The sequence below is a fragment of the Actinomadura sp. K4S16 genome, from assembly GCF_008327685.1.
Classification (GTDB): Bacteria; Actinomycetota; Actinomycetes; order Streptosporangiales; family Streptosporangiaceae; genus Spirillospora.
Genome location: NZ_BDDE01000010.1, coordinates 477819 through 504013, shown reverse-complemented (window position 1 = coordinate 504013; position 26195 = coordinate 477819). Strand labels below are relative to the sequence as shown.

The 26195-nt window shown below is 72.5% G+C and carries 23 protein-coding genes and 1 tRNA gene; 19 read left to right on the top strand and 5 right to left on the bottom strand.

Annotated features, from left to right (window positions below; genetic code table 11):
• Positions 1–35: 35 nt before the first annotated feature.
• The 14 genes from trpC to K4S16_RS03025 all read left to right on the top strand — a co-directional run bounded on the left by trpC (position 36) and on the right by K4S16_RS03025 (position 17301).
• Positions 36–842, top strand: a complete 807-nt coding sequence (trpC, locus tag K4S16_RS03090) for an indole-3-glycerol phosphate synthase TrpC (protein ID WP_149257248.1) — start codon at positions 36–38, stop codon at positions 840–842.
• Positions 843–983: 141 nt separating this feature from the next.
• Complete coding sequence (gene trpB / locus K4S16_RS03085; RefSeq protein ID WP_149257247.1) at positions 984–2216, top strand: tryptophan synthase subunit beta; 1233 nt, start codon at positions 984–986, stop codon at positions 2214–2216.
• Positions 2213–3025, top strand: a complete 813-nt coding sequence (gene trpA, locus K4S16_RS03080) for a tryptophan synthase subunit alpha (protein ID WP_149257246.1) — start codon at positions 2213–2215, stop codon at positions 3023–3025. Before trpB ends, trpA begins: the two co-directional genes overlap by 4 nt.
• Positions 3026–3196: 171 nt before the next feature.
• Positions 3197–3688: a vitamin K epoxide reductase family protein gene (locus K4S16_RS03075; protein ID WP_149257245.1), complete on the top strand. Its 492-nt coding sequence runs from the start codon at positions 3197–3199 to the stop codon at positions 3686–3688.
• 59 nt (positions 3689–3747) lie between these two features.
• A complete protein-coding gene (locus tag K4S16_RS03070) occupies positions 3748–4524 on the top strand; it encodes a thioredoxin domain-containing protein (RefSeq protein WP_149257244.1) in 777 nt (258 codons plus the stop codon).
• 145 nt (positions 4525–4669) lie between these two features.
• A complete protein-coding gene (locus K4S16_RS03065; RefSeq protein ID WP_149257243.1) occupies positions 4670–5494 on the top strand; it encodes a thioredoxin domain-containing protein in 825 nt (274 codons plus the stop codon).
• 67 nt (positions 5495–5561) lie between these two features.
• The gene (lgt, locus tag K4S16_RS45525; protein WP_235036531.1) at positions 5562–6959 is read left to right on the top strand and encodes a prolipoprotein diacylglyceryl transferase; all 1398 of its coding nucleotides are present in this window, start codon (positions 5562–5564) and stop codon (positions 6957–6959) included.
• Between the two features lie 11 nt (positions 6960–6970).
• Positions 6971–7705, top strand: a complete 735-nt coding sequence (locus tag K4S16_RS03055) for a VIT1/CCC1 transporter family protein (protein ID WP_235036530.1) — start codon at positions 6971–6973, stop codon at positions 7703–7705.
• Positions 7706–7774: 69 nt separating this feature from the next.
• Entirely contained in the window at positions 7775–8566 is a 792-nt protein-coding gene (locus tag K4S16_RS03050) for a hypothetical protein (RefSeq protein ID WP_149257242.1), read from the top strand.
• 52 nt (positions 8567–8618) lie between these two features.
• The gene (locus K4S16_RS03045; RefSeq protein WP_149257241.1) at positions 8619–9794 is read left to right on the top strand and encodes a hypothetical protein; all 1176 of its coding nucleotides are present in this window, start codon (positions 8619–8621) and stop codon (positions 9792–9794) included.
• Between the two features lie 408 nt (positions 9795–10202).
• The gene (gene gltB / locus K4S16_RS03040) at positions 10203–14774 is read left to right on the top strand and encodes a glutamate synthase large subunit (protein ID WP_149257240.1); all 4572 of its coding nucleotides are present in this window, start codon (positions 10203–10205) and stop codon (positions 14772–14774) included.
• A gap of 18 nt (positions 14775–14792) precedes the next feature.
• The gene (locus K4S16_RS03035; protein ID WP_149257239.1) at positions 14793–16256 is read left to right on the top strand and encodes a glutamate synthase subunit beta; all 1464 of its coding nucleotides are present in this window, start codon (positions 14793–14795) and stop codon (positions 16254–16256) included.
• Positions 16257–16342: 86 nt separating this feature from the next.
• The gene (locus K4S16_RS03030; RefSeq protein ID WP_200841660.1) at positions 16343–16777 is read left to right on the top strand and encodes a helix-turn-helix transcriptional regulator; all 435 of its coding nucleotides are present in this window, start codon (positions 16343–16345) and stop codon (positions 16775–16777) included.
• Between the two features lie 71 nt (positions 16778–16848).
• The gene (locus K4S16_RS03025; protein WP_149257238.1) at positions 16849–17301 is read left to right on the top strand and encodes a VOC family protein; all 453 of its coding nucleotides are present in this window, start codon (positions 16849–16851) and stop codon (positions 17299–17301) included.
• Between the two features lie 7 nt (positions 17302–17308).
• On the opposite strand, the gene K4S16_RS03020 is transcribed toward K4S16_RS03025, so the two are convergent.
• On the bottom strand, positions 17309–18736 hold the full coding sequence (locus K4S16_RS03020) for an aminotransferase class I/II-fold pyridoxal phosphate-dependent enzyme (RefSeq protein WP_149257237.1): 1428 nt from the start codon (positions 18734–18736) through the stop codon (positions 17309–17311).
• 289 nt (positions 18737–19025) lie between these two features.
• Between K4S16_RS03020 and K4S16_RS03015 the strand changes: the two genes are divergently transcribed.
• Entirely contained in the window at positions 19026–19886 is an 861-nt protein-coding gene (locus K4S16_RS03015; RefSeq protein WP_149257236.1) for a hypothetical protein, read from the top strand.
• Between the two features lie 15 nt (positions 19887–19901).
• Here the strand turns inward: K4S16_RS03015 and K4S16_RS03010 are convergent, their stop codons facing one another.
• Positions 19902–20585, bottom strand: coding sequence for a helix-turn-helix domain-containing protein (locus tag K4S16_RS03010; protein ID WP_149257235.1), 684 nt, complete (start codon positions 20583–20585; stop codon positions 19902–19904).
• Between the two features lie 108 nt (positions 20586–20693).
• Here K4S16_RS03010 and K4S16_RS03005 point away from each other — a divergent pair, with 108 nt between their 5' ends.
• Positions 20694–21251: a type 1 glutamine amidotransferase domain-containing protein gene (locus K4S16_RS03005; protein WP_149257234.1), complete on the top strand. Its 558-nt coding sequence runs from the start codon at positions 20694–20696 to the stop codon at positions 21249–21251.
• A gap of 109 nt (positions 21252–21360) precedes the next feature.
• Entirely contained in the window at positions 21361–22791 is a 1431-nt protein-coding gene (gene pyk, locus K4S16_RS03000; RefSeq protein WP_149257233.1) for a pyruvate kinase, read from the top strand.
• A gap of 151 nt (positions 22792–22942) precedes the next feature.
• Here pyk and K4S16_RS02995 read toward each other — a convergent pair whose 3' ends face one another.
• Entirely contained in the window at positions 22943–23695 is a 753-nt protein-coding gene (locus K4S16_RS02995; RefSeq protein WP_149257232.1) for a helix-turn-helix domain-containing protein, read from the bottom strand.
• Positions 23696–23903: 208 nt separating this feature from the next.
• A tRNA-Leu gene (locus K4S16_RS02990) sits at positions 23904–23987 on the bottom strand.
• Positions 23988–24079: 92 nt separating this feature from the next.
• Here K4S16_RS02990 and K4S16_RS44225 point away from each other — a divergent pair.
• On the top strand, positions 24080–24682 hold the full coding sequence (locus K4S16_RS44225; RefSeq protein ID WP_160160842.1) for an ANTAR domain-containing response regulator: 603 nt from the start codon (positions 24080–24082) through the stop codon (positions 24680–24682).
• 239 nt (positions 24683–24921) lie between these two features.
• On the opposite strand, the gene K4S16_RS45520 is transcribed toward K4S16_RS44225, so the two are convergent.
• Positions 24922–25077 carry a hypothetical protein gene (locus K4S16_RS45520; RefSeq protein WP_235036529.1) on the bottom strand — a complete coding sequence of 52 codons (156 nt, stop codon included), beginning with the start codon at positions 25075–25077 and terminating at the stop codon, positions 24922–24924.
• On the opposite strand from K4S16_RS45520, the gene K4S16_RS02980 reads away from it, so the two are divergent.
• Complete coding sequence (locus K4S16_RS02980; protein ID WP_268843215.1) at positions 25010–26143, top strand: branched-chain amino acid ABC transporter substrate-binding protein; 1134 nt, start codon at positions 25010–25012, stop codon at positions 26141–26143. The genes K4S16_RS45520 and K4S16_RS02980 overlap by 68 nt on opposite strands.
• The last annotated feature ends 52 nt before the right edge of the window (positions 26144–26195 follow it).

Below are 26195 nucleotides of genomic sequence, written 5' to 3'. Positions count from 1 at the left end.
TGCACGGAACGACCTGAAATAGGGGGCCTGCGACCTTGAGCGTTTTGGACGAGATCATCGACGGCGTCCGGGCCGATCTCGCCGACAGGCAGCGCGAGGTCCCGCTCGACGCCCTCAAGGAGCGGGCGGCGAAGGCCCCGGCCCCCAAGGACGCGCTCGGCGCGCTGCGCGGGCAGGGCGTCTCGGTCATCGCCGAGGTCAAGCGGAGCAGCCCGTCCAAGGGCGCGCTCGCCGCGATCGCCGACCCCGCCGCGCTCGCCCGCGACTACGAGGCCGGCGGCGCCAAGGTCATCAGCGTGCTGACCGAGCGGCGCCGGTTCGGCGGCAGCCTCGCCGACCTCGCCGAGGTCCGCGCCAACGTCGACGTCGCCGTCCTGCGCAAGGACTTCATCGTCACCTCCTACCAGCTGTGGGAGGCGCGGGCCGCGGGCGCCGACATGGCGCTGCTGATCGTCGCCGCGCTGGAGCAGGACGCCCTGGTCTCGCTGGTCGAGCGCGCCGAGTCGATCGGGCTGGTGCCGCTCGTCGAGGTGCACACCGAGGAGGAGGCCGCCCGCGCGGTGGACGCGGGCGCCAAGGTCATCGGCGTGAACGCCCGCGACCTGCGCACCCTGCAGGTCGACCGCGGCGTGTTCGCCCGGGTCGCCCCCCTGATCCCCAAGGACGTCGTGAAGGTCGCCGAGTCCGGGGTGCGGGGTCCGCACGACCTGCTCGCCTACGCCTCCAGCGGCGCCGACGCGGTGCTGGTGGGGGAGAGCCTCGTGATCGGCAAGGACCCGCGCGCCGCCGTGGCCGACCTCGTCGCCGCCGGCGCCCACCCGGCGCTGCGGCAGAGCGGCTGAGGCACCGGGCGGCCCTCCGCCCGCGACGACTGGATAGGCTACGGACATGCAGGTCGAACCGCTCCGGGAGCGATGGCGGGGCTGATCCAGGACCCCAGTGACCGGATCAGCCGCCTCTCCCACGACAGGACGCGTTTTCTCATGACCATGGACACCGCCGCGCGCGGTGCTGGAGCCCTGCCCGACGCCACGGGCCACTTCGGCCGCTTCGGCGGGCGGTTCGCCCCCGAGGCCCTCATGGCGGCCCTGGACGAACTCGCCCGCGAGTTCGAGACCGCCAAGAACGACCCCGCCTTCAACGCCGAGCTTGAGGACCTCCTCGCGAACTACGCGGGCCGCCCCAGCCTGCTGACGGAGGCCGCGCGCTTCTCCGAGCACGCGGGCGCCCGGGTGCTGCTCAAGCGCGAGGACCTCAACCACACCGGCTCCCACAAGATCAACAATGTGCTCGGCCAGGCGCTGCTCACCAAGCGGATGGGCAAGAGCCGCGTGATCGCCGAGACCGGCGCCGGCCAGCACGGCGTCGCCACCGCCACGGCCGCGGCGCTGCTCGGCCTGAGCTGCACCGTCTACATGGGCGAGGTCGACACCGAGCGGCAGGCCCTCAACGTCGCCCGGATGCGGATGCTCGGCGCCGAGGTCGTCCCCGTGCGGACCGGCAGCCGCACCCTCAAGGACGCCTGCAACGAGGCGTTCCGCGACTGGGTCGCCACCGTCGACGACACCCACTACTGCATCGGCTCGGTGATGGGCCCGCACCCGTTCCCGCTGATGGTCCGCGACTTCCAGCGCGTCATCGGCGTCGAGGCCCGGCGGCAGTGCGTGGAGATGACCGGAGCCCTCCCGGACGCCGTCGTCGCCTGCGTCGGCGGCGGCTCCAACGCGATCGGCACCTTCCACGCCTTCGTCGGCGACGAGTCCGTCCGGCTGTACGGCTTCGAGGCGGGCGGCGACGGCGTCGCCACCGGCAAGCACGCCGCGACCCTCGTCGGCGGCTCCCTCGGCGTCATCCACGGCATGCGGACCTACCTGCTGCAGGACGACGACGGCCAGACGATGGAGACCCACTCGATCTCCGCCGGGCTCGACTACCCCGGCGTCGGCCCCGAGCACTCCTGGCTGCACGACACCGGCCGCGCCGAGTACCGCGAGATCACCGACGCCGAGGCGATGGACGCGTTCGCGCTGCTGTGCCGCACCGAGGGCATCATCCCGGCGATCGAGTCCGCGCACGCCCTCGCCGGCGCGCTCAAGGTCGGCAAGGAGCTCGGCCCCGACGCCACGATCGTCGTCTGCCTGTCCGGACGGGGCGACAAGGACATGCACACGGCCGCCGCCTTCTTCGGCCTGATGCCCGAGGGAGAGAACGCGTGACCGTCCAGACCGCCTACGACAAGGCCAAGGCCGACGGGCGCGCCGCCCTCGTCGGCTACCTGCCCGCGGGCTTCCCCACCTACGAGGGCGCCGTCGAGGCCGCCAAGACCATGGTGGACGCGGGCTGCGACGTCATCGAGATCGGCCTGCCCTACACCGACCCGATGATGGACGGCCCCACCATCCAGGACGCCGTCCACCAGGCGCTCGTCGGCGGGATCCGCGTCGCCGACGTCTTCCGCACCGTCGAGGCCGTCGCCGCCACCGGCGTCCCCACCCTCGTCATGACATACTGGAACCCCGTCGACCACTACGGCGTCGACCGGTTCGCCCGCGACCTCGCCGCCGCCGGCGGCTCCGGCCTGATCACGCCCGACCTCACGCCCGAGGAGGGCGGGGCGTGGCTGGAGGCCTCCGACGCCCACGGCCTCGACCGGGTGTTCCTCGTCGCGCTCAGCTCCACCGACGAGCGCATCGAGACGATCACCCGGGCGTGCCGCGGCTTCGTCTACGCGGCGTCGCTGATGGGCGTCACCGGCGCCCGCTCCGCCCTCGACACCGGTGCCCCGCGCCTGGTGGAGCGGACCCGCGCCGTCCTGGACAAGGCCGGCCGGGCCCTGCCGGTCGGCCTCGGCCTCGGCGTCGGAACCGGCGCCCAGGCCGCCGAGGTGGCCGGGTTCGCCGACGGTGTGATCGTCGGGTCGGCGTTCATCCGCCGGCTGCTCGACGCCCCCGACCTCGCCTCCGGGCTCGCCGGCGTCCGGGCGCTCACCGAGGAGCTGGCCGCGGGCGTCCGGCACGGCCGCTGATCGTTCCGGACAGGCCGCGGCGTCCGCGCGGGACCGGCGAAACCCGGCTCCGCGCGGACGCCCGCCCACGTCGCGGGAACTCGGGGCGGTCCGGGCGGAGTTGAAGGCTTGAGGCGCCGCCGCTCTCCAATAGGGTGTGACCGCCGGCACAGGCGGTCGCGGGAGGATCAGATGACGCAAGAGATGACGGTGAAGAGCCGGGCGGGGGCTGCGGGGCAGCCGCTGCCGCCCGCGTGGCTCCAGGCCGCGGCGTGGGTGCTGACCCTCGCCGGCCTCGGCATCTCCGTCTACCTGACGATCTCGCACTACGACGAGGGCGCCCTGGTGTGCTCGGCGTCCCGGACGGTGGACTGCCACGCCGTCACCACCAGCGAGTACTCCACCCTGGCGGGCGTCCCGATGCCGCTGTTCGGCCTCGCGTTCTTCGTGGCGTTCGGCGCGCTGCTGACGCCGTGGGCGCTGCGGTCGACCTGGGCGCCGCTGCGCTGGGGGCGGGTCGCGGCCACCTCGGTGGGCGTGCTGTTCGTGGTCTACCTGGTGACCGTCGAGCTGGCGCTCCTGCACAAGATCTGCCTGTGGTGCACCGGCGTCCACGTCATCACCGTCCTGCTGTTCCTCCTCGTCCTGGCCGACGAATTCCGGCGGGTCGGCCAGGTCGACTAGTCTCGCCGCCGTAGCGCGCCGCACCGTGCCGGCGCTGTTCCGCACGCATAGGAGAACCAATGAGCAAGGCCGCACGAGAGCGGTCCGCGAGGGAGCGCCTGGCCGCCGAGCGCAAGCGGCAGGCGGCGCGGGAGAAGCAGCGGCGGCTGCTCGCCATCGTCCTCGGGTCGGTGGTGGCCGTGGCGGTCATCGTGGTCGCGACCGTCCTCGTCATCGACCAGAAGAACAAGAACGGCCGCGCCGAGGTGCACAAGGGCGCGCTCGCCCCCCTCAGCCGCCAGGCCGACGGCTCCATCCTGATGGCGCAGTCCGGGGTCGCCAAGCCGCAGCTGGAGATCTTCGAGGACTTCCAGTGCCCGATCTGCAAGCAGTTCGAGGAGGCGACCGGCCAGACCGTCCAGAACCTCGCCCAGCAGGGCAAGGTCAAGGTCGTCTACCGGCCGTTCCACCTGTTCGGCCAGCAGAAGGACCCCGTCCGGATCAACTCGCTGCGCGCGGCCGAGGCCGCGCTGTGCGTCCCGGCCGACAAGTGGGTCTCCTACCACGACGCGCTCTTCAAGTTCCAGCCCCCCGAGGGCGAGAAGGGCTTCTCGCCCGACGACCTCGTCAAGTGGGGCAAGGACGTCGGCGTCACCGACCCGAACTTCGAGAAGTGCGTGCGGGACGGGCAGAAGAAGTCCACGGTCGACGCGATGACGAAGTACGCCCTGCAGGACCGCGGCGTCCAGGGCACGCCGACCGTCTTCCTCGACGGCAAGCAGCTCGACCAGTCGCAGTTCATGAACCCCGCCGCCCTGCGGGCGACGATCGAGTCCGCGGCGGCCGCCGCCAAGTGACCGGCCGCGTCCACGACGCCTGAACCCCGAGCGCCGCGCCGTCCCCTCCCGGACGGCGCGGCGCCGCGTTTTCCCGGCCCGGCACCCCCTTCCCCGCTACGCTCTTAGTCGCTCACGTATACGCAGAGTCACGATCGGGGGATCGATGAGCGACCAGGGCAGGGAGCCGTCCGCGCGCGAGAGGCTCGCGGACCGGCAGGCACGGGCCGCGGCCCGGCAGCGGCGCCAGAGGATGCTGCTCGTCATCCTCGGCGCCCTCGCCGTGGTCGCGGTCGCGGTCGTGGCGGGCGTCGTCACGCTCAACCGGCACGGCGAGAAGCCCCTGGAGAAGTCCTACCAGGGTGCCCTGGCGCCCGCCGCCCGCCAGCGGGACGGGTCCGTCGCGATGGCGCAGCCGGGCGTCGCCGCGCCGGTCCTCGACGTGTGGGAGGACTTCCAGTGCCCCGCCTGCAAGGCGATGGAGGAGCGGATCGGCGCGACGATGAAGCAGCTCGCCGCGGAGGGCAGGCTCAAGGTCGTCTACCGGCCGTTCCAGCTCTTCCAGCAGGACCCGCTGATGGCCAACTCGCGGCGGGCCGCGAACGCCGCCGCCTGCATGCCCGCCGACCACTGGGTCAGGTACCACGACAAGCTCTACGCCGAGCAGCCGCCCGAGGGCGAGACGGGCTTCCCCGACGCGGACCTCATCCGATGGGCCGAGCAGCTGGGGGTCGCCGACCCGTCCTTCGCCGCCTGCGTCCGCGGCAACCAGAAGATCAAGACGGTGGACCAGGCGAGCGCCCAGGCCGGCCGGGCGGGCGTCGACGCGACGCCCTACCTCGCGCTGAACGGCAAGAAGGTCCGCAACGACGTCCTGGGCTCGCCGGACGACCTCAGGAAGGCCGTCGCGAAGGCCGGCGGCGGCTCTCCCGGGCCGGGGAGCACCCAGTCCGGCGCCACGTCCGGCGGCGCCGGCGAGGGAACGGCGTAGATGACGATCTCGTAGCGGTCCCGGAGAGGGCGCACACTGCGCCCCGGAGGCGGTAACGTCAACGGTCATGCACCCGGTCGCCTACATACCGAGTCCCTCGCAGGGCGTCTGGCACCTCGGCCCCGTGCCGCTGCGCGCCTACGCCATCATGATCATCCTCGGCATCGTCGCCGCGGTCTGGCTGGGCGAGCGCCGCTGGGCCGCCAAGGGCGGCACGCCCGGCGTGATCATCGACGTGGCCGTGTGGGCGGTGCCGTTCGGCCTCGTCGGCGGGCGGCTCTACCACGTGATCACCGACTACCAGCGCTACTTCGGGGAGAACGGCGACCCGGTCCGGGCGCTGGAGATCTGGAAGGGCGGCCTCGGCATCTGGGGCGCCGTCGCGCTCGGCGCGCTCGGCGCGGTCATCGGCTGCCGGCGGCGCGGGATCTCGGTGCTGGCGCTCGGCGACGCGGTGGCGCCCGGCATCGCGCTCGCGCAGGCGATCGGCCGCTGGGGCAACTACTGGAACCAGGAGCTCTACGGCCGCCCGCTGGACGCCTTCTGGGCCCTGAAGATCGACGAGAACCACCGTCCCATGCTGGACGGCGGGCCCGGCCTCGACCCCAAGTACGCCGACGTCGCCACCTACCACCCGACCTTCCTGTACGAGTCGCTGTGGTGCGTCGGCGTCGCGGTCCTCGTGATCTGGGCCGACCGCCGCTACAAGCTCACGCACGGCCGCGCGTTCGCCCTCTACGTCGCCGCCTACACCGTCGGGCGCGGCTGGATCGAGGCCCTGCGCATCGACGACGCCCACCACGTCCTCGGGCTGCGGCTGAACGACTGGACGTCCATCGTCGTCTTCGCCGGCGCGGTCGCCTACCTGTACCTGGCCCGCGGCCGCACCGGCCCGGAGAACGTCGGCGCTCCGGCCGCCGCCGTCCCCGCCACCGAGGCCTCCGCGGCGCAGGAGAGCGTGCAGGAAGCCGCGCCGGAGGACACCACCCCCGCGGACCCGACGGCCGAAGAGACGACGGCTGGAGGCACGGCGGCCGAAGACACGACGGCCGAAGACACGACGGACGCGGAAACGCCGCCCGCAGACGCCGCGGTCGAAGACGCGGCGGTTGAAGACGTGGCGGAGCGCGCGGACGAGGAGCCCGCCGAGGAGCCCGCCGCGGAGGACGAAGCGGCGCAGGCCGAGGTCGCGGAGGCCGACGAGCCCGCGGCCGGCGAAGTGGAGCCGGAGGCGGCGACCGTCGAGGAGCCCGAGCCGGAACCCGAGGCCGTCGAGGAGGGCTCCGCGCCCGAGGCGAAGGGCGACGCTGCGGGCGAGCCCGCGGCCGAGAGCGGGCCCGAGGCGGCCGCCGGCAACGGCGCCCCCGCCGCCGAGGCCGCGGACGCGGCCGGGGACAATGGGGCCGACGGTGCCGCCGACCACGACCGCGTGGAGAAGGGGGAGCCCGTCAAGGACGGGAAGTAGGAAAGGCCACGGTGTCCGACACAGGGGAGAAGACCGAGGAGCGCGGCGTGCGCCCGGAGCAGCACCACCAGCACCGGGACGTCACCGGCGGCTGGCTGCGGCCCGCGGTGTTCGGCGCGATGGACGGGCTGGTCTCCAACTTCGCCCTGATCGCCGGGGTCGCGGGCGGCCAGGCGACCCAGAAGGTCGTGCTGCTGGCGGGCCTCGCGGGCCTGGCGGCGGGCGCGTTCTCGATGGCGGCGGGGGAGTACATCTCGGTCGCCTCCCAGTCGGAGCTGGCGGAGGCGGAGATCGAGGTGGAGCGGCTGGAGCTCGCCCGCCACCCGGCGGCCGAGCAGCGGGAGCTCGCCGAGGTCTTCGAGGCGCGCGGCGTCGACCCCGAGACCGCCGCCGAGGTCGCGCGGCAGCTGTCCCGCAACCCCGACGAGGCGCTGGAGGTGCACGCCCGGGAGGAGCTCGGGGTGACGCCCGGCGACCTGCCCTCACCCCTGCTGGCGGCGGGCTCGTCGTTCCTGTCGTTCGCGGTCGGCGCGCTGCTGCCGGTGCTGCCGTACCTGCTGGGCGCCACCAGCCTGTGGCCGGCGGCGATCGTCGCGGCGCTCGGGCTCTTCGGCGCCGGGGCGCTGGTGTCGCGGATCACTGCCCGCCCGTGGTGGTTCGGCGGGTCGCGGCAGCTGCTGTTCGGCGCCGCCGCGGCCGTCACCACTTACGGGTTCGGCGCGCTGATCGGAAGCAGCGGGATCTAACCCAAGGAATCTGGGCGAAACCACCTTTTGGGCGCGCGAGGGGGACCCGGACCGCTAAGCTCCGGGGCTGTGATCGAGGCTCGTGACTCCGGTTCCGCCGAGGCCGCCGAGGGCCGCCGGCGGGACTTCTGGCCGGCGGAGGACTCCGGCCGCAAGCTCCCCAGTCCCAAGCTGCTGTTCGGCGCGGCCGCCGCGCTGGTCGCGGTGATCGTCGCGGTCGTCGCGGTGGTCCTGCTGACCGGCGGGGGCGACGAGGCGAAGCCGCAGCAGCGGGCGGTGCCGACCGCCTACGCGCCCGACTACCTCGGCGAGGGCTTCGCCAAGCTCGCCTCCCGGTCGAACGACTCCCGCCCGATCACCGAGGGCGAGGCGTTCTCCGCCAAGACCCTGAAGTCGGGCAAGTACGCGTTCACGCTGGCCGAGTCGAAGCTGAGCTCCGACTGCAAGGAGGCCACCTGGGGCGGCCGGCTGCAGGGCGACCTCGCCAAGTACCAGTGCAGCCAGATCGCCCGCGCCGCCTACGTCAGCGACGACAAGAAGCACGTCGGCCAGTTCGCCGTGATCAACATGGTGAGCGAGGAGGGCGTCAAGCAGGTCCTCCGCGACCTGGAGCCGGCGACCGGTGCGGGCTGGGTGTCCCCGCTGCAGCCGAAGGGCGTCCCGGCGTTCGGGCCCGGCTTCACCGCCGCCTACACCAAGACCTACGGCCACTACGCCGTGGTCACCTGGGTGGAGCGCGCCGGTGGCGCGCAGCCCGCCTCGCTCAACGAGATGATCGATGTGAGCCTGGTCATCGAGAACGCCGCCGACTTCCTGTACGGGCGCCTCGACCTGGTCTCCGGCGGGAAGACCGGGCAGTGAGCCGGCCGGAGGCGGGCGCGCCGGCGACCGGCGGCGAGTAGTCTGCGCGGTCGTGGACCCCGATGAGCAGCGCCGCGGCTCCGGGCGGCCCCCGGTGAGCCGCCAGGGCCGCAGGCAGCCCGCCGCGCGCAGGACGGCGCAGCCCCGGGCGGGCGGCCCGCGCCGCACGCCCCCGCCCCGCCGTCCCGCGGCCCGCCGGGAGCGCCCCGCCCCGCCGCCTCCCAGGACGCCCTACGACGACGTTCCGTACGAGGACTCCTTCCAGGACGACGCGTTCGCCCACGGGGACGCCCACACCGGCGTCCCGCCCGAGGGCGACGGCGCCGCCCGCGCCGGGCGGCCGGACAAGCGCGGGAAGGCCCGCCAGGGCAAGGCCCAGCGCGGCAAGACCAAGCGCGGCAAGGTCGAGCGCGGCAAGGCCAAGGACGCGGGCAGGGCTCCGGGACGCCCTGGAGCGCCGGAGCGCCAGGGCGGCCCGGCGCGGCGCGCGGGCGGGCCGGGCCCGAAGCTGTACTTCGCCGCCGCGGCCGTCCTCGGGGTGCTGGTCCTGCTCGGCGCCGGAGCGGTCGTCCTGGGCGGCGACGACGCCCCGAAGCCGAAGGGGCCGACCGGCGCGAGGATCGGACGGGCCGCCGGGACGGGCCCGTCACCGGCCTCCTACTCCAGTTCGCCGTCCAGCTCCGCCTACTCCGGGATCGCGAACCGCGGCGGGGACCCGCAGCCGCTGACGGTCGGCGAGGCCTTTCCGTCCTCGGCGGCGAAGCTGCCCGTCCCGGACGGGAAGATCGCGGTGAGGCTGCGCGCCAAGCGGCTGGACGCCGACTGCGCCGCCGCCGTGTGGGGCGGGTCCGTCGCCGAGGAGCTCGGCAGGGGCGGCTGCACGCAGGCCGCCCGCGGGATCTACTCCGACACCGAGCACGGGTACGCGCTGGCCGTCGCCGTGTTCAACCTCGCCGGATCGGCGGACGCCGACCGGTTCGTCGCGAGGCTGGAGACCACGATCGGCGCGGGTTTCGTCCGGCCGCTGGAGGCACCCGCCCCCCTGGACCGCTTCGGCCGGGGCTTCGGGATGGCGCGGGGCCTCGCGATGGGCCACTTCGCGGTGGTGTCGTGGGCGCAGCGCCTGGACGGCAAGGGCGACGAGAAGGACGAGAACCTGCTGTCGCTGCTGATCGAGGGCGGCAAGGCCCCGGCGGTGCTGGGCCGCGCGGCCCGCGGCACCGGCTGAGGCCCCCTCCCGCTGAGGCCCGCCCCCCGCTCAAGCCCGTCCTGGTCAGGGCTGTTCTGCCAAGGCCCGGCCCGCCTGTGGTCCGGTCCGGCCGGGGCCGGCCCGGTCGAGGCCCGGACCGGGTTTGGGACGGTGCATTTTTCGGTACGTCTTGGGCGTGACACCGTAAACATCGGGCCCCGGTGATGATCCTCACCGAGGTCACGGCGTTTCGCGGCGGGACCGGGCCGGTAACCTGGTCTAAACCACTCCGAGATGACGCACGTCCGATCGCGCCGACGAAGTTTCGCGATCTGGTGCAGTCGGGCATGATCCCGACAGTGATGTAATGTCATCTCACCGCAGCAGGGCCAACGTCGTCCCGTGCCGCACTGACATCGAAGCAGTGACACGACGACGGGAGGGTTGATGGCTGCTGCTGCCCTCACACCTGATGGCCGTGTACCGGGACGCCCCCAGCCGCAGGGACTGTACGACCCGGCCAACGAGCACGACGCCTGCGGCGTCGGCATGGTCGCCGACCTGCACGGACGCAAGAGCCACGACATCGTCCAGAACGCCCTGGACGTACTGAAGAACCTGGACCACCGGGGCGCCGTCGGCGCGGAGCCCGACGACGGCGACGGGGTCGGCATCCTCGTCCAGATCCCGGACGCGTTCTTCCGCGAGGTCTGCGACTTCCCGCTCCCCGAGGCCGGCGGCTACGCGGCCGGCCTCGCGTTCCTGCCCGCGGACGGCGACGAGCGCGCCGCCGCGGTCGCCCACGTCGAGACGCTGTGCGTGGAGGAGGGCCTCACGGTCCTCGGCTGGCGCGAGCTCCCGCACGACCCCCACTTCACCGGCCCGGCCGCCCGCCGGGTCATGCCGCACTTCGCGCAGCTGTTCCTCGCCCCCGCCGCGGGCGGCCCGCACGAGGGCAAGACCGGCCTGGACCTGGACCGCGCCGTGTTCTGCATGCGCGAGCGCGCCGAGCAGGACGTGCGGGTCTACTTCCCGAGCCTGTCCAGCCGGACGATCGTCTACAAGGGGATGCTGACCACCCCGCAGCTGGAGCCGTTCTTCCCCGACCTGTCGGACCGCCGCTTCACCAGCGCGATCGCGCTGGTCCACTCGCGGTTCTCCACCAACACGTTCCCGGCCTGGGAGCTGGCCCACCCGTACCGGTTCATCGCCCACAACGGCGAGATCAACACCGTGAAGGGCAACCGGAACTGGATGCGGGCCCGCGAGGCGCTGCTGAAGTCCGACCTCATCCCCGGGGACATCTCCCGGATCTTCCCGGTGATCGACATCGAGGCGTCCGACACCGCGTCGTTCGACGAGTGCCTGGAGCTGCTGCACCTCGGCGGCCGGTCGCTGCCGCACGCGGTGCTGATGATGATCCCGGAGGCGTGGGAGAACCACACCGAGATGGACCCGGCCCGCCGGGCCTTCTACGAGTTCCACTCCACGCTGATGGAGGCGTGGGACGGCCCCGCCAGCGTCAGCTTCACCGACGGCACCGTCGTCGGCGCTGTCCTGGACCGCAACGGGCTGCGCCCGGGCCGGTACTGGGTGACCGACGACGGCCTGGTCGTGCTGGCCAGCGAGGCCGGCGTGCTCGACATCCCCGCCGCCAAGGTCGTCCGCAAGGGCCGGCTCCAGCCCGGCAAGATCTTCCTGGTGGACACCGCCGCCGGGCGGATCGTCGAGGACGACGAGGTCAAGGCCGAACTGGCAGCCGAGCACCCGTACGGGCAGTGGCTGCACGAGGGCCTCGTCCGGTTCGAGGAGCTGCCGCAGCGCGAGCGGGAGATCCCGACCCACGAGACGCTCGTCCGCCGGCAGCAGACGTTCGGCTACACCCTCGAAGAGCAGCGGATCATCCTGTCGCCGATGGCGCGGACGGGCGCGGAGCCGATCGGGTCGATGGGCACCGACACCCCGATCGCGGTGCTGTCGGAGCGCCCGCGGCTGCTGTTCGACTACTTCAAGCAGCTGTTCGCGCAGGTCACGAACCCGCCGCTGGACGCGATCCGCGAGGAGCTCGTCACCTCGCTGCAGTCCACGCTCGGCCCGGAGGGCAACCTGCTGGAGCCCGGCCCGGACTCGTGCCGGCGCCTGGTGCTGCCGACCCCGATCCTGGACAACGACGAGCTCTCCAAGATCATCCACATCGACGACGAGGGGTCGCTGCCGCACCTGGCCGCCTACGTCGTGCACGGCCTGTACGAGGTCGCCGGCGGGGGAGAGGCCCTCCAGGCCCGCCTGCAGGAGATCAACTCCGAGGTCAGCCGGGCCATCGAGGCCGGCGCGCGGATCATCGTGCTGTCGGACCGCGGCGCCGACTCCGCCCGCGCCGCGATCCCGGCGCTGCTGCTGACCGGCGCCGTGCACCACCACCTGATCCGGGAGAAGACCCGCACCCAGGTCGGCCTCGTGATCGAGACGGGCGAGGCCCGCGAGTGCCACCACATGGCGCTGCTCATCGGGTACGGCGCGTCCGCGATCAACCCGTACCTGGCGATCGAGACCGTCGAGGACCTCGTCCGCGGCGGCGTGATCGAGGGCCTGGACCCGGCGAAGGCCGTCCGGAACCTGGTGAAGGCGTACGGCAAGGGCGTCCTGAAGGTCATGTCGAAGATGGGCGTGTCCACGGTCGCGTCCTACACCGGCGCGCAGATCTTCGAGGCGATCGGGCTCGGCGAGGACGTGGTGTCGCGCTGCTTCACCGGCACCACCTCCCGGCTCGGCGGCGTCGGCTTCGACGTGCTGGCCCGCGAGGTCGCCGAGCGGCACGCCCGCGCCTACCCGCCGGGCGGCAACGAGCCGGCGCACCGCACCCTGGAGGTCGGCGGCGAGTACCAGTGGCGCCGCGAGGGCGAGCCGCACCTGTTCAACCCGGACACGGTGTTCAAGCTGCAGCACGCCACCCGCACCCGCCGCTACGAGATCTTCAAGGAGTACACCTCCAAGGTCGACTCGCAGGCCGAGAAGCTGATGACGCTCCGCGGGCTGTTCCGGCTCCGGGAGGGCGACCGGGAGCCGGTGCCGATCGAGGAGGTCGAGCCGGTCTCGGAGATCGTCAAGCGGTTCTCCACCGGCGCGATGTCGTACGGCTCCATCTCGGCGGAGGCGCACGAGACCCTCGCGATCGCGATGAACCGCCTCGGCGGCAAGTCCAACACCGGCGAGGGCGGCGAGGACCCGGCGCGCTTCACCCCGGACGAGAACGGCGACCTGCGGCGCAGCGCGATCAAGCAGGTGGCCTCCGGCCGGTTCGGCGTGACCTCGGAGTACCTCACCAACTCCGACGACATCCAGATCAAGATGGCGCAGGGCGCCAAGCCCGGCGAGGGCGGCCAGCTGCCCGGCCACAAGGTCTACCCGTGGATCGCCAAGACCCGGCACTCCACCCCGGGCGTCGGCCTCATCTCGCCGCCGCCGCACCACGACATCTACTCGATCGAGGACCTCGCGCAGCTCATCCACGACCTGAAGAACGCCAACCCGGCGGCGCGCGTGCACGTCAAGCTCGTCGCCGAGGTCGGGGTCGGCACGGTCGCGGCCGGGGTGTCCAAGGCGCACGCCGACGTGGTGCTCATCTCCGGGCACGACGGCGGCACCGGCGCGTCCCCGCTGACGTCGCTGAAGCACGCCGGCGCGCCGTGGGAGCTCGGCCTCGCCGAGACGCAGCAGACGCTGCTGCTGAACGGGCTGCGCGACCGCATCGTCGTGCAGACCGACGGGCAGATGAAGACCGGCCGGGACGTCGTCGTCGCGGCGCTGCTCGGCGCCGAGGAGTACGGCTTCGCGACCGCGCCGCTGGTGGTGTCGGGCTGCGTCATGATGCGGGTCTGCCACCTGGACACCTGCCCGGTCGGCGTCGCCACCCAGAACCCCGTGCTGCGGCAGCGGTTCAACGGCAAGCCCGAGTTCGTCGTGAACTTCTTCGAGTTCGTCGCCGAGGAGGTCCGCGAGTACCTGGCGGCCCTCGGGTTCCGGTCGCTGGACGAGGCGATCGGGCACGTCGAGATGATCGACACCCGCGAGGCGGTCGAGCACTGGAAGGCGGCCGGCCTCGACCTGGCGCCGATCCTGCACGTCCCGGAGGTCGCCCCGGGCGGGGCCCTGCACCGCGTCACCGAGCAGGACCACGGGCTGGAGAAGGCCCTGGACAACACGCTCATCCAGCTCGCCGAGGGCGCGATCTCGTTCGGCGACCCGGTGCGGCTGGAGCTGCCGATCCGCAACGTCAACCGGACGGTCGGCACCATGCTCGGCCACGAGGTGACCAAGAAGTGGGGCGGCGGGGGACTCCCCGACGACACCGTCGACGTCACCTTCACCGGCTCGGCGGGCAACTCGTTCGGCGCGTTCGTCCCGCGCGGCATCACGCTGCGGCTGGTCGGCGACGCCAACGACTACGTCGGCAAGGGCCTGTCGGGCGGCCGGGTCACGCTGCGTCCCCCGGCGGACGCCGGGTTCGCGGCCGAGGAGCAGATCATCGGCGGCAACGTGATCCTCTACGGCGCCACGTCCGGCGAGCTGTTCGCCCGCGGGGTCGTCGGCGAGCGGTTCTGCGTCCGCAACTCCGGTGCCACCGCCGTCGTCGAGGGCGTCGGCGACCACGCCTGCGAGTACATGACCGGGGGCCGCGCGGTGATCCTCGGACGGACCGGCCGCAACCTCGCGGCCGGCATGTCCGGCGGCATCGCCTACGTCCTGGACCTGGTACCCGAGCGGGTCAACACCGAGATGGTCGACCTGGAGCCGCTGGACGCCGCGGACACGGGCCTCGTCCGGACGCTGACCGAGCGGCATCTGGCCGAGACCGGCTCCGCGGTGGCCCGCCGGCTGCTGGAGGACTGGGACGCCTCCGCCGCCCGCTTCACCAAGATCATGCCGCGCGACTACCGGCGGGTCCTGGACGCCATGGCCAAGGCCGAGGCCGAGGGGCGCGACGTCGACGAGGCCGTCATGGCCGCGGCGCAGGCCTGAGAGAGGGGGACTTCCAACATGGCTGACCCGAAGGGTTTCCTGACCGTCGGGCGGGAGCTCCCGAAGCGCCGCCCGGTCGACGTGCGGATCAGGAGCTGGTCCGAGGTCTACGAGGACTTCGGCACGGACCGGCTGGAGAAGCAGGCGAGCCGCTGCATGGACTGCGGCATCCCGTTCTGCCACCAGGGCTGCCCGCTCGGCAACCTCATCCCCGAGTGGAACGACCTCGTGTACCGCAAGGACTGGCACGAGGCCGTGGAGCGGCTGCACGCCACCAACAACTTCCCGGAGTTCACCGGGAGGCTGTGCCCGGCCCCGTGCGAGAGCGCCTGCGTCCTCGGCATCAACCAGGACCCGGTGACCATCAAGCGGGTCGAGGTCGAGATCATCGACCGTGCGTTCGCGGAGGGCTGGGTGCGCCCGCAGCCGCCGTCAGTCCAGACCGGCAAGCGGGTCGCCGTCGTCGGCTCGGGGCCCGCGGGCCTCGCCGCCGCCCAGCAGCTCACCCGCGCCGGGCACGACGTCACGGTGTACGAGCGCGCCGACCGCGTCGGCGGCCTGCTGCGCTACGGCATCCCCGAGTTCAAGATGGAGAAGCGGCACCTCGACCGGCGCCTCGCCCAGATGCGCGCCGAGGGCACCGCCTTCCGGACCTCGGTGAACGTCGGCATCGACATCACCGCGGACGACCTGCGCGCGTCCCACGACGCCGTCGTCCTGGCGGGCGGCGCCACCGCCTGGCGGGACCTGCCCGTCCCGGGGCGCGAGCTCAAGGGCGTCTACCAGGCGATGGAGTACCTGCCGCCCTCGAACAAGGTGCAGGAGGGCGACTACGAGGAGTCGCCCATCTCCGCGAAGGGCAAGCACGTCGTCGTCATCGGCGGCGGCGACACCGGCGCCGACTGCATCGGCACCGCGATCCGGCAGGGCGCGGCGTCGGTCACCCAGCTGGAGATCATGCCGCGGCCGCCGCAGGCGCGCCCCGACGGCCAGCCGTGGCCGACGTACCCGATGCTGTTCAAGGTGGAGAGCGCCCACGAGGAGCTCGCCGACATGGGCGGCGACCGCGTCTACGCCGTGTCCACCACCGAGTTCGTGGGCGACGCCGACGGCAACGTCCGCGCGCTGAGGCTCGTGGAGGTCGGCGGCCCGCAGACCGGGTTCGCGCCCGTCGAGGGCTCCGAGCGGGAGATCCCCGCCGAGCTGGTCACGCTCGCCATGGGCTTCCTCGGCCCGCAGCGCGAGGGCCTGCTGGAACAGCTCGGCGTCGAGCTGGACCAGCGCGGCAACGTGGTCCGCGACAGCGACTACCGGACGTCCGTGGACGGCGTGTTCGCCGCGGGCGACATGGGCCGCGGCCAGTCCCTGATCGTCTGGGCCATCGCCGAGGGCCGCGCCGCCGCGCACGGCGTCGACGCCTACCTCGGCGGCCGGACGAACCTGCCGTACCCGATCCCGCCGACGGCGCGCCCGATCGCCTGACCCGGGCGGCGGCGAGGCCCTGGAGGACCTCCTCCGGGCCTCGCCGCCCGCGGGTTCTGTCCGGGCGGTATGCCAGCATCAGGCCCATGGGAAACGTTCGGGTGGAAGCGCCGCCCGTCCTGGACACCGCCGTCCTGCGGCGGATGAGGCTCGCCCGCGACGCCATGGACCGCGAGTGGGCCGAGCCGCTGGACGTCTCCGCCGTCGCGGCCCGCGCCGGGTACTCGCGCTACCACTTCGTCCGGCTGTTCCGCGAGGTCTACGGCGAGACGCCCGGCGCCTACCTCACCCGCCGCCGCATCGAACGCGCACAGGACCTGCTGCGCACCGCCAACCTGACCGTCACCGAGATCTGCATGCAGGTCGGCTTCACCAGCCTCGGCACGTTCTGCACCCGCTTCAAGCAGCAGACCGGGACGACTCCCACCGAGTTCCGCAGGCGCGCCCGCGCCGGCGCCACCTCCGCGATCCCCGGATGCTTCGTGATGTTCTGGGCTGGCGGCTTTCGCAAGCAGCAATAACGAAGAAGCCCGGGCCTCCTGCCGCGCCCTAGCGTGAACGCATCGACCCTGTTCCCGAAGGAGACACCGGCATGATCACCAACCTCGGGCTGGCCACCGTCTGGGTGCTCGACCAGGACTCGGCCAAGAAGTTCTTCACCGACAAGCTCGGCCTGGAGGTCCGCGACGACATGACGCTCGGCGAGGGCGGGATGCGCTGGATCACCGTCGGCGCCAAGGACCAGCCCGAACTGAGCCTCGCCCTCATGGTCCCCGGCCCGCCCACCATGGACCCCGACTCCGCCGCCCAGATGAGGGCCCTCATCGCCAAGGGCGTCCTTGGCGCGGGCGCCTTCAACACCGACGACTGCCAGGCCGAGTACGAGCGGCTGTCGGCCCGGGGCGTCGAGTTCGTCCACCCGCCCCAGAAGCGCCCGTACGGGATCGAGGCGATCTTCCGGGACGACTCCGGGTGCTGGTTCAGCCTCACCCAGACCTTCGACGAGCTCGACGAGAGCGCCCCTTGGCCCGGCGACGAGGGCTGAGCGGCCCTCACCCGGCGAGGCGGGCGCCGAGTTCCCGGAGCACGTCCACGAGCCGCTCCACGTCGGCCTTCGTCGTCCGCCAGTTCACCGGCGCCGGACGGAACACCGTCATGCCCCGGTAGGTGGTGGTGCCCGCGTAGACGCGGCCGTCCGCGAGCAGGGCCTCGCCCAGGCGCGCGTTCAACTCGTCCAGACGCTCCTCCGGGACGCCCTCGGGGCGGTACCGGAAGCACGCGATGCAGAGCTGCACCGGCGCGAGCAGCTCCAGGTCGGGCGCCGCCTCGACGAGCCCGCCCAGATGGGCGGACACGTCGAGGTGGCGCTCCACCATCTCCCGGTACCCGTCCCGCCCGTACGCCCGCAGCGTCGCCCAGATCGGCAGCGCCCGCGCACGGCGGGACGACTCCGGGCCCAGCATGTTGTAGTTGACCCGCTCGCCGTCGGGGTCCGGCAGGTACGCCGCGCCCCACGCGCCGAACGCGCGGCTCAGCCACGCCGGGTCCCGGACGAAGGAGAACCCGCTCTCGTACGGCACGTTCAGCCACTTGTGGCCGTCCGCCGTCACCGAGTCCGCCCGCTCGACACCGCGCGCGAGATGCGCCGTCCGCGGGCTGAGCGCCGCGAACAGCCCGAACGCGCCGTCCACGTGGAGCCACGCCCCGTGCCGCTCCGCGAGGTCCGCCAGCTCGGCGACCGGGTCGCTGTCGCCGGTGTTCACCTCGCCGAGATTCGCCACGACGACCGCGCGCCCGCCCGCCTCGGCCAGCGCGGCGTCCATCGCCGCGAGATCGACCCGCCCCGCGTCGTCGCGGGCGAACGTCCGGACGGTGTCGCGGCCGCAGCCCAGGATCTGCAGCGCCTTGCGGGTGCTGACGTGCACCAGCCCGCTGCTGAGCACCGGCATCGCCGGCAGCCCCGCCAGGCCCTGCGACGCGACGTCCACGCCGTGCTCGGCCGCCCACCAGTGCCGCGCGCACGCCAGGCCCGTCACGTGCGCGAACGTGGCGCTCGGCGTCAGCACGCCGCCGAATCCCGGCGGCAGGCCGAACAGCTCCTTCAGCCAGCGCAGCACGACCGTCTCCGCCCGCGCCGCCAGCGGCGACGTCAGCCACAGCCCGGCGGCCTGGTCCAGCAGCGACGCCGCCCAGTCGCCCGCCATCGCCGCCGGCGTCGACCCGCCCACCACGAAATGGAAGAACCGCGGCCCCGACGAGTGCGTCGCCGCCCGGGTGCCGACCCGCACCAGCTGCTCGACCGCGGCCACCGCGCCGTCCCCCCGCTCGGGCAGCGGCCCGTCGAGCTCGTCCAGCAGCGGGTCCATCGACCGGTCGTGGACGGGACGGTCCGGCAGGCTCGCCAGGTACGGTCCCGCCGCCCGGGCCACCACCGCGAGCGGGTCACCGGCCACGTCATGTTCGTCCAGCGGATCACTCATGGCGCAAGGAGATCACAGACACGGTCCCGCCGGGAACGCCCGATGGTTCGGAAAGGGGCGACTTGTGGTCTTCGCGCTGGTCGGCTACGGTCCCGCCAGGGTTCGCCCCGCGGCGGCCGGGCGCCTCCGCGGCTCCCTCCGCGCCCCCGGCGACCACCCCGGGGCCGCTCGCTCCCGCACCCCGCGACGCGGGACCTCAGGGGCCCGGCCACCCACCGCTGGGGTGGCCGGGCCCACCGCGTCCGATTCCTACAAGACGCGCGCCCCTCTCCCGCCTAGCGTCGGAACCATGAAGGTCCTGCACGAAACCGGCCTCGCGCGCGCCGCGGAGTTCATGCGCCTCAACGCCCGCCTCATCGACCGGCACCGCTTCGCCCTCCACTTCCGCGGCGGCCCCGCCGCGCCCGTCCTCGCCGCCCTCAGGGCCTACGAGAACCCCGACGGCGGATACGGGCACGCCCTGGAACCCGACCTGCGCGGCGAGGACAGCCAGCCCGTCCCCGCCCAGCACGCCCTGCAGTTCCTCCACGAGGCCGGCGCCGACGACGACCCCGCCGTCACGCGCGTCGCCGGCTACCTGGCCTCCATCACCAGCGCCGGCGGGGGAGTGCCCTTCGTCCTGCCGACCGTCCGCGACGCGCCCCACGCCCCCTGGTGGCAGACCCCCGACGACCCGCCCGGCACCATCAACCCCACCGCGACCCTCGCCGGCATGCTCCACCGCGCCGGCGCCGACCACCCGTGGCTCGGACCCGCCACCGACTTCTGCTGGCGCTACCTGGAGGCCCCAGGCGCCGAACCCGGCGCCTACGACGTCCTCGCCGTGCTGACCTTCCTCGACCACGTCCCCGACCGCGACCGCGCGGAGGCCTCCTTCGCCCGCGTCCGCGACCTCCTCGCCGCCCACGCCCGCAGCGACCACCAGGAACCCCTCGACTTCGCCCCCGACCCCGGCGGCCACGGGCGCCGCCTCTTCGACACCGACCGCATCGACGCCTGCCTGGACGCCCTCGTCGACGAGCAGGGCGACGACGGCGGCTGGGACGTCGCCTTCCCCATCTGGACGCCCGTCACCCGTCCCGAATGGCGCGGCTTCGTCACCGTCGAACGCCTCAGGACGCTGCGCGCCTACGGGCGCCTCGAGCCCTGACCGGGCCGGAAGCGGTCACAGCAGGTTGCGGACGGGCTCGCCCGCCAGGTCCCGCACCTCGTGGGCGAAATGGGCCTGGTCGGCGTAACCCGCCGCGAACGCGGCCTCCGCCAGCGGCGACCCCGCCCGCGCCAGGCCCAGCGCCCGCTGGAACCGCAGCACCCGCTGCAGCGTCTTCGGCCCGTACCCGAACGCCGCCAGCGACCGGCGCCGCAACTGCCGCTCACCGATCCCGAGCGCGTCCGCCACCCCCCGGACCGAACCCCTCGCCAGGCCCGCGACCACCCCGGCGACGAGCGGATCCGCGGGCCCCATCCGCTCCCGCACGGCCGCGACCAGCGCACCCCGGCGATCGTCCGCCGCCGCCACGGCCTCCGCCAGCCGGTCGGCCTCCCCGCCCCACAGCTCCCGCAGCGGCACCCGCCCGTCCCGGAGCGCGTCGGCCGGGACGCCCAGCACCGGCGGCGCCGTCCCCGGCGCGAACCGCACCGCCGCGATCTCCTCGCCCGGCCGCATGACCGCCGGCATCGGGCCCGTGTCCGGACCCGCCACCAGGATCCCGCCGCCCGCCCAGACGAGGTCCACGCAGCCGTCCGGGAGCACGCGCTGGACGAACGGCTCGGCGTCCGGCGGCAGCGCCGCCGTCCACGAGCAGGCCAGGCCCGGCGTCCGGTACTCGCGATAGCCCGTGGGGTTCACCCCTCCTGCATACCACCCGCGTGCGCGGAGCCTGCATACCGCCCGCGTTCCCGGGCAGGGGCCACAGAGCCGACTTGACCGACCCCATCGGCTCAAATGGAGGAGACCATGCCTAACAACGATCTTCAGGGCAAGACCATCGCCTTCCTGTGCGCCCCCGAGGGCACCGAGCAGATCGAACTGACCGAGCCTTGGAAGGCCGTGGAGCAGGCCGGCGCCACCCCGCGCCTGGTCTCCACGCAGTCCGGCCGCCTCCAGGCGTTCAACCACCTGGACAAGGGCGACACCTTCCCCGTCGACACCACCGTCGACGTCTCCCGGCACACCGAGTTCGACGGCCTCGTCCTGCCCGGCGGCGTCGCCAACCCCGACTTCCTGCGCACCGACCCCGACGCCGTCGCGTTCGCACGTTCCTTCTTCGACGCGGGCAAGCCCGTCGCCGTGATCTGCCACGCCTCCTGGACCCTCATCGAGGCCGACGTCGTCCGGGGCCGGACCATGACGTCCTGGCCGAGCCTGCGGACCGACCTGCGCAACGCGGGGGCGACCTGGGTGGACGAGGAGGTCCAGATCTGCGAGGACGGCCCCAACGTCCTGGTCAGCAGCCGCAAGCCCGACGACCTCAAGGCGTGGTGCCAGGCCGCCGTGGAGGCGTTCAAGCGGTGACGCGGCCACATGTGGTCTAGACCTCTGACCTAGACCACTGGGTGAACCCCGGGGGACCATATCCTGCACGAATATCCGTACCGGCAAGTAACTAAGTACGGTTGTGCACGTGACCCGTCGAGCGAAGATCGTCAGCACCATCGGTCCGGCCTGCTCCAGCACCGAGCAGATCCACGCCCTCGTCGAAGCCGGCATCGACGTCGCCCGCCTCAACATGAGCCACGGCGAGCACGCCGTCCACGAAGAGGTCTACCACCGGATCCGCGCCGCCGCCGACGCCACCGGGCGCGGCGTCGGCATCCTCGCGGACCTGCAGGGCCCCAAGATCCGCATCGGGCGCTTCCCCGACGGTCCCGTACGGCTCACCCTCGGCGACGAGTTCACCATCACCACCGACGACGTCCCCGGCACCCGCCGCGAGGTGTCCACCACCTACGAGGGGCTGCCGGGCGACGTCAGCCCCGGCGACACCGTCCTCATCGACGACGGCCGCGTCGCCCTCAAGGTCACCTCCGTCGACGGCCCCCGCGTCAACACCACGGTCACCGTCGGCGGCATGGTGTCCGACAACAAGGGCCTCAACCTCCCCGGCGTCCCGGTCAGCGTCCCCGCCCTCACCGAGAAGGACGAGCGCGACCTGCGCTGGGCCCTGCGCCTCGGCGTCGACCTCGTCGCCCTCTCCTTCGTCCGCACCCCCGCCGACGCCGACATCTGCTACCAGATCATGGAGGAGGAGGGCGTCCGCGTCCCCCTCATCGGCAAGATCGAGAAGCCCCAGGCCGTCGAGCGGCTCCCCGAGATCGTCGCCGCCTTCGACGGCATCATGGTGGCCCGCGGCGACCTCGGCGTCGAGATGCCCCTCGAACAGGTGCCCATCGTCCAGAAGCGCGCCATCGAGCTGTGCCGCGAGAAGGCCCGCCCGGTCATCGTCGCCACCCAGATGCTCGAATCCATGATCTCCGCGCCCCGCCCCACCCGCGCCGAGACCTCCGACGTCGCCAACGCCGTCTTCGAGGGCGCCGACGCCGTCATGCTCTCCGGCGAGACCAGCGTCGGCCAGTACCCCATCGAGTCCGTCCTCACGATGAGCCGCATCGTGCAGACCGCCGAGCAGGCCTCCCTCCAGGCCACCCACACCCTCGAGCGGATGCCGGAGACCGTCGGCGGCGCCATCGCCCGCGCCGCCGCCGAGGTCGGCGCGATCGTCGGCGCCGAGGCCCTCGCCGCCTTCACCATGTCCGGCGAGACCGCCCGGCGCCTGTCCCGCTACCGCTCGCCCATCCCGCTGCTCGCCTTCACCTCCGTGCCCGCCGTCCGCGGGAGGCTGGCGCACGTCTGGGGCGTCGAGACCTTCATCGTCCCCCAGGTCGACCACACCGACGCCATGTTCCGCCAGGTCGAGCAGGCCCTCCTCGAAATCGGCCGCTGCCAGAAGGGCGACAAGGTCGTCGTCGTCGCCGGCTCGCCCCCCGGCACGCCCGGCTCGACGAACGCCCTCCGCGTCCACAGCCTCGGCGACGCCATCGCCATCCCGCACTGACCACCATCCTGCCGGGCACCGCGCGACCCGCACCCCGCGCGGTGCCCGGCTCCTCCCACGGCCCCTGCACGGCCGGTCCCAGAACCTTGCCCACCGGGCACTAATCACCGCCCGGTCTCATTTCCACGACGCTCCGGAAACCCGCGCACCCTCAGTACTTCGGCCCGACGAACCCGTCCAGCCGCGCCACCGCCTCCCTCTTCGCGACCGAGACGTTCCGCGCGTTCATCTGCGTCCACTCGACCCCGAGCCGGTCCAGCGCACCGGTGAACATCCTCTGGATGTCCAGCGACACGTTGGCGAAGTTGTAGCGGGGGTACTCGTACCATCGGTCCCCGCCTCGGAGACGCTTGCGCACCCGGTTGATGACCCGGCACCCGTCCGAGTGGATCAGTCCGCGGACGAACTCCTCCGTGCGCGCGTCGACGATCTCCCGCTGCCACCCCTCCAGCTCGATCTTCCGGGTGTGCTTCGCCCCAGGCCCGTGCTGGGGGAACAGGCAGGGCCAGTGCTTGGAGTACGAGCCCACCATCGTGCAACCGGGTTTCTGGCGGCGCCCGACTCGCGACGACAGGACTGTCCCCACTGCCTCGGCCGCCGCGTCGATCAAGCCCGGCCACGCGTCGGAACAGGCAATCTCCAGCCGGTAGACGCCGTTGTGCTGCCGGGCGAGATGCCCATCTCCGAGATAGAGACCGAGAAGGTAGGAGTAGGCCGCGGGATCGACCGCCCGGTCGTGGCACCGGGGGCATAAAGGAGGGGTGCGGCTCGCGGCCTTTTCGGGATGTTTCTTCCAGTAGCCCAGTGTGGATTTGGGGACGCCGGTCTGGCGGTGGACCTCGGCGATGGTGAACCCTGCGGCCAGCAGGCGTAGCGCCACTGGGCGCTGTCGCGGATCGTACATGGCCGCAGTCTTGCGGCCACCACCGACAGTTCTGCCTTGATCACTCCCTGTGGAGGTCATGGGTGGCTTCTGCCGCTGATATCAACCGTCGCCTTGCGAAAGGACGGAGTTCTCCCGATGGTGCGTTGCCTGCGGTAGAGGCGCCACCTCGATGCGGCAACGCCCCCAGCGTGATGCTTGGGGGCGAGGAGAAGTGCTCGCATATGGGTACCGGGAGCGGGATTCGAACCCGCACGCCCTTTCGGACAAATCCTTTTGAGGGATTCGTGTCTACCTGTTCCACCATCCCGGCATTTATCCGGACATGTCCCTTTCTTGCCCGGTCGGTCTCCCTGGTGTGGGGCGACGGGGACCAGGGTAGCGGGTTTCGGTAGGCTCGGGGGCGTGGAGAGTGCTCGGCGAGTTGTGATCGCGGAAGACGAGGCCCTGATCAGGCTGGACCTGAAGGAGATGCTTCAGGAGGACGGCTACGACGTGGTCGGGGAGGCCGGTGACGGTGAGACGGCCGTCCGGCTAGCAGGGGAGCTGAAGCCCGATCTCGTGATCCTCGACGTGAAGATGCCGGTGCTGGACGGCATCTCGGCGGCCGAGCGGATCTCCGCCGAGCGGATCGCGCCGGTGGTGATCCTCACGGCGTTCTCCCAGCGCGAGCTCGTCCAGCGGGCGACCGAGGCGGGCGCGATGGCCTACCTCGTCAAGCCGTTCTCCAAGACCGACCTGACGCCGGCGATCGAGATGGCGGTGAGCCGGTACACCGAGCTGCGCGCGCTGGAGGCCGAGGTCGCGGGCCTGCAGGACCGGCTGGAGACCCGCAAGGTGGTCGACCGGGCGAAGGGGCTGCTGCAGCAGGCGCACGGGTGGTCCGAGCCGGAGGCGTTCCGGTGGATCCAGAAGACCTCGATGGACCGGCGGCTCACGATGCGGGCCGTCGCCGAGGCGGTCGTCGCGGGCGCCTCCGGAGGTCAGGACGAGTCCGCCGCGGGCTGACCCCTCGGCGCCGTCGCATCCCGGGTTTGTCAAGGTCCAAAGCGCAGGTCCGCGCGTGGACTGTGGTCGTCACGTTCGGTAATCGTCCCAGGCAATGCATGGTGTCGGATGGGCACAGGGGAGTAACGAACGAGTAACCCTTCGATCCGGGGGTCCTGTTCTGGGGTGGGTCGACGGTGTACGACATAGCTGGTCCCCGAGTGACCGGATTCCTCCCCTGAGGCGCCGGCGTCGGGGCTTCACTCGTACCCGATCCCCTCCCGGATCCGGATGGAAAGGTTGGGCACCTTGCGGCGCAACAAGATGAGGATCACCGGCGCGGTTGCGGTGAGCGCGGCGCTCGCGCTCAGCGCCGTGGCCTGTAGTGACGACGATGGCGGCTCCGGCAGCGGCAACGAGGTCACTATCGGGTTCATGGGTGACCTGACCGGTGAGAACTCCGGCCTGGTGATCCCGCCCAAGCAGGGCGCGCAGCTGGCGGTCGAGCAGTACAACGCCACGAACCCCAAGGTCAAGATCAAGCTCAAGACCTACGACAGCCAGGGCAAGCCGGAGCAGGCGACGACGCTGGCGCAGGGCGCGGTCAAGAACGACAAGATCGTGGCGCTGGTCGGCCCGGCGTTCTCGGGTGAGTCGCAGAGCGTCGCGCCGATCCTGGAAGAGGCCAAGATCCCGAGCGTGTCGCCGTCGGCGACCAACATCACGCTCGGCGAGAAGGGCTGGAAGTACTGGCACCGGGTCGTGGCCGACGACGCCGCGCAGAGCGAGGGCGCCGCGAACTTCCTGGTGAACTCGGTGAAGGCGAAGAAGATCTTCACGGTCTCCGACAACCAGGACTACGGCAAGGGCCTCGCGGACGCCATCGCCAAGGCCGCCGGCTCCAAGGGCGCGCAGACCCAGACCGACGCGGTGGACGACAAGGCGACGGACTACTCCTCGACCGTCAACAAGATCAACCAGTTCAAGCCGGACGCGGTCTACTTCGGCGGCTACTACGCGGTGGCGGGGCGGCTGTTCAAGCAGCTCCGCGAGGCCGGCTACAAGGGCAAGATGATGTCCGGCGACGGCTCGCTCGCGACCGGTCTGATCGAGGGCGCCGGCAAGGAGAACGCGCAGGGCGCGCTGCTGAGCTGCGGCTGCCTGATCGACGCCGAGGGCAAGACGAACCCGAAGGCCAAGAAGTTCGCCGACGACTACAAGGCGAAGTACAACTCCGAGGTCGCGATCTACTCGACCGAGGGCTTCGACGCCGCGACGGCGATCATCGAGGCGGTCAAGGCCGGCAAGACCGAGCCGGAGGACATCAACACCTACCTCAAGACCGAGGACATCCAGGGCGTCGGGAAGCAGATCAAGTTCGCCGACAACGGTGAGCTGGCGGTCAACGACATCTTCATCTACGAGGTGAAGGACGACAAGCTGCCGCTGCTCGGCAACAGCAACGAAGCGAAGGTCTCGTAGGGCGTCACCACGCCCGGACCCCGCCCCCGGTCCCCGGGGGCCCCTGATGGCG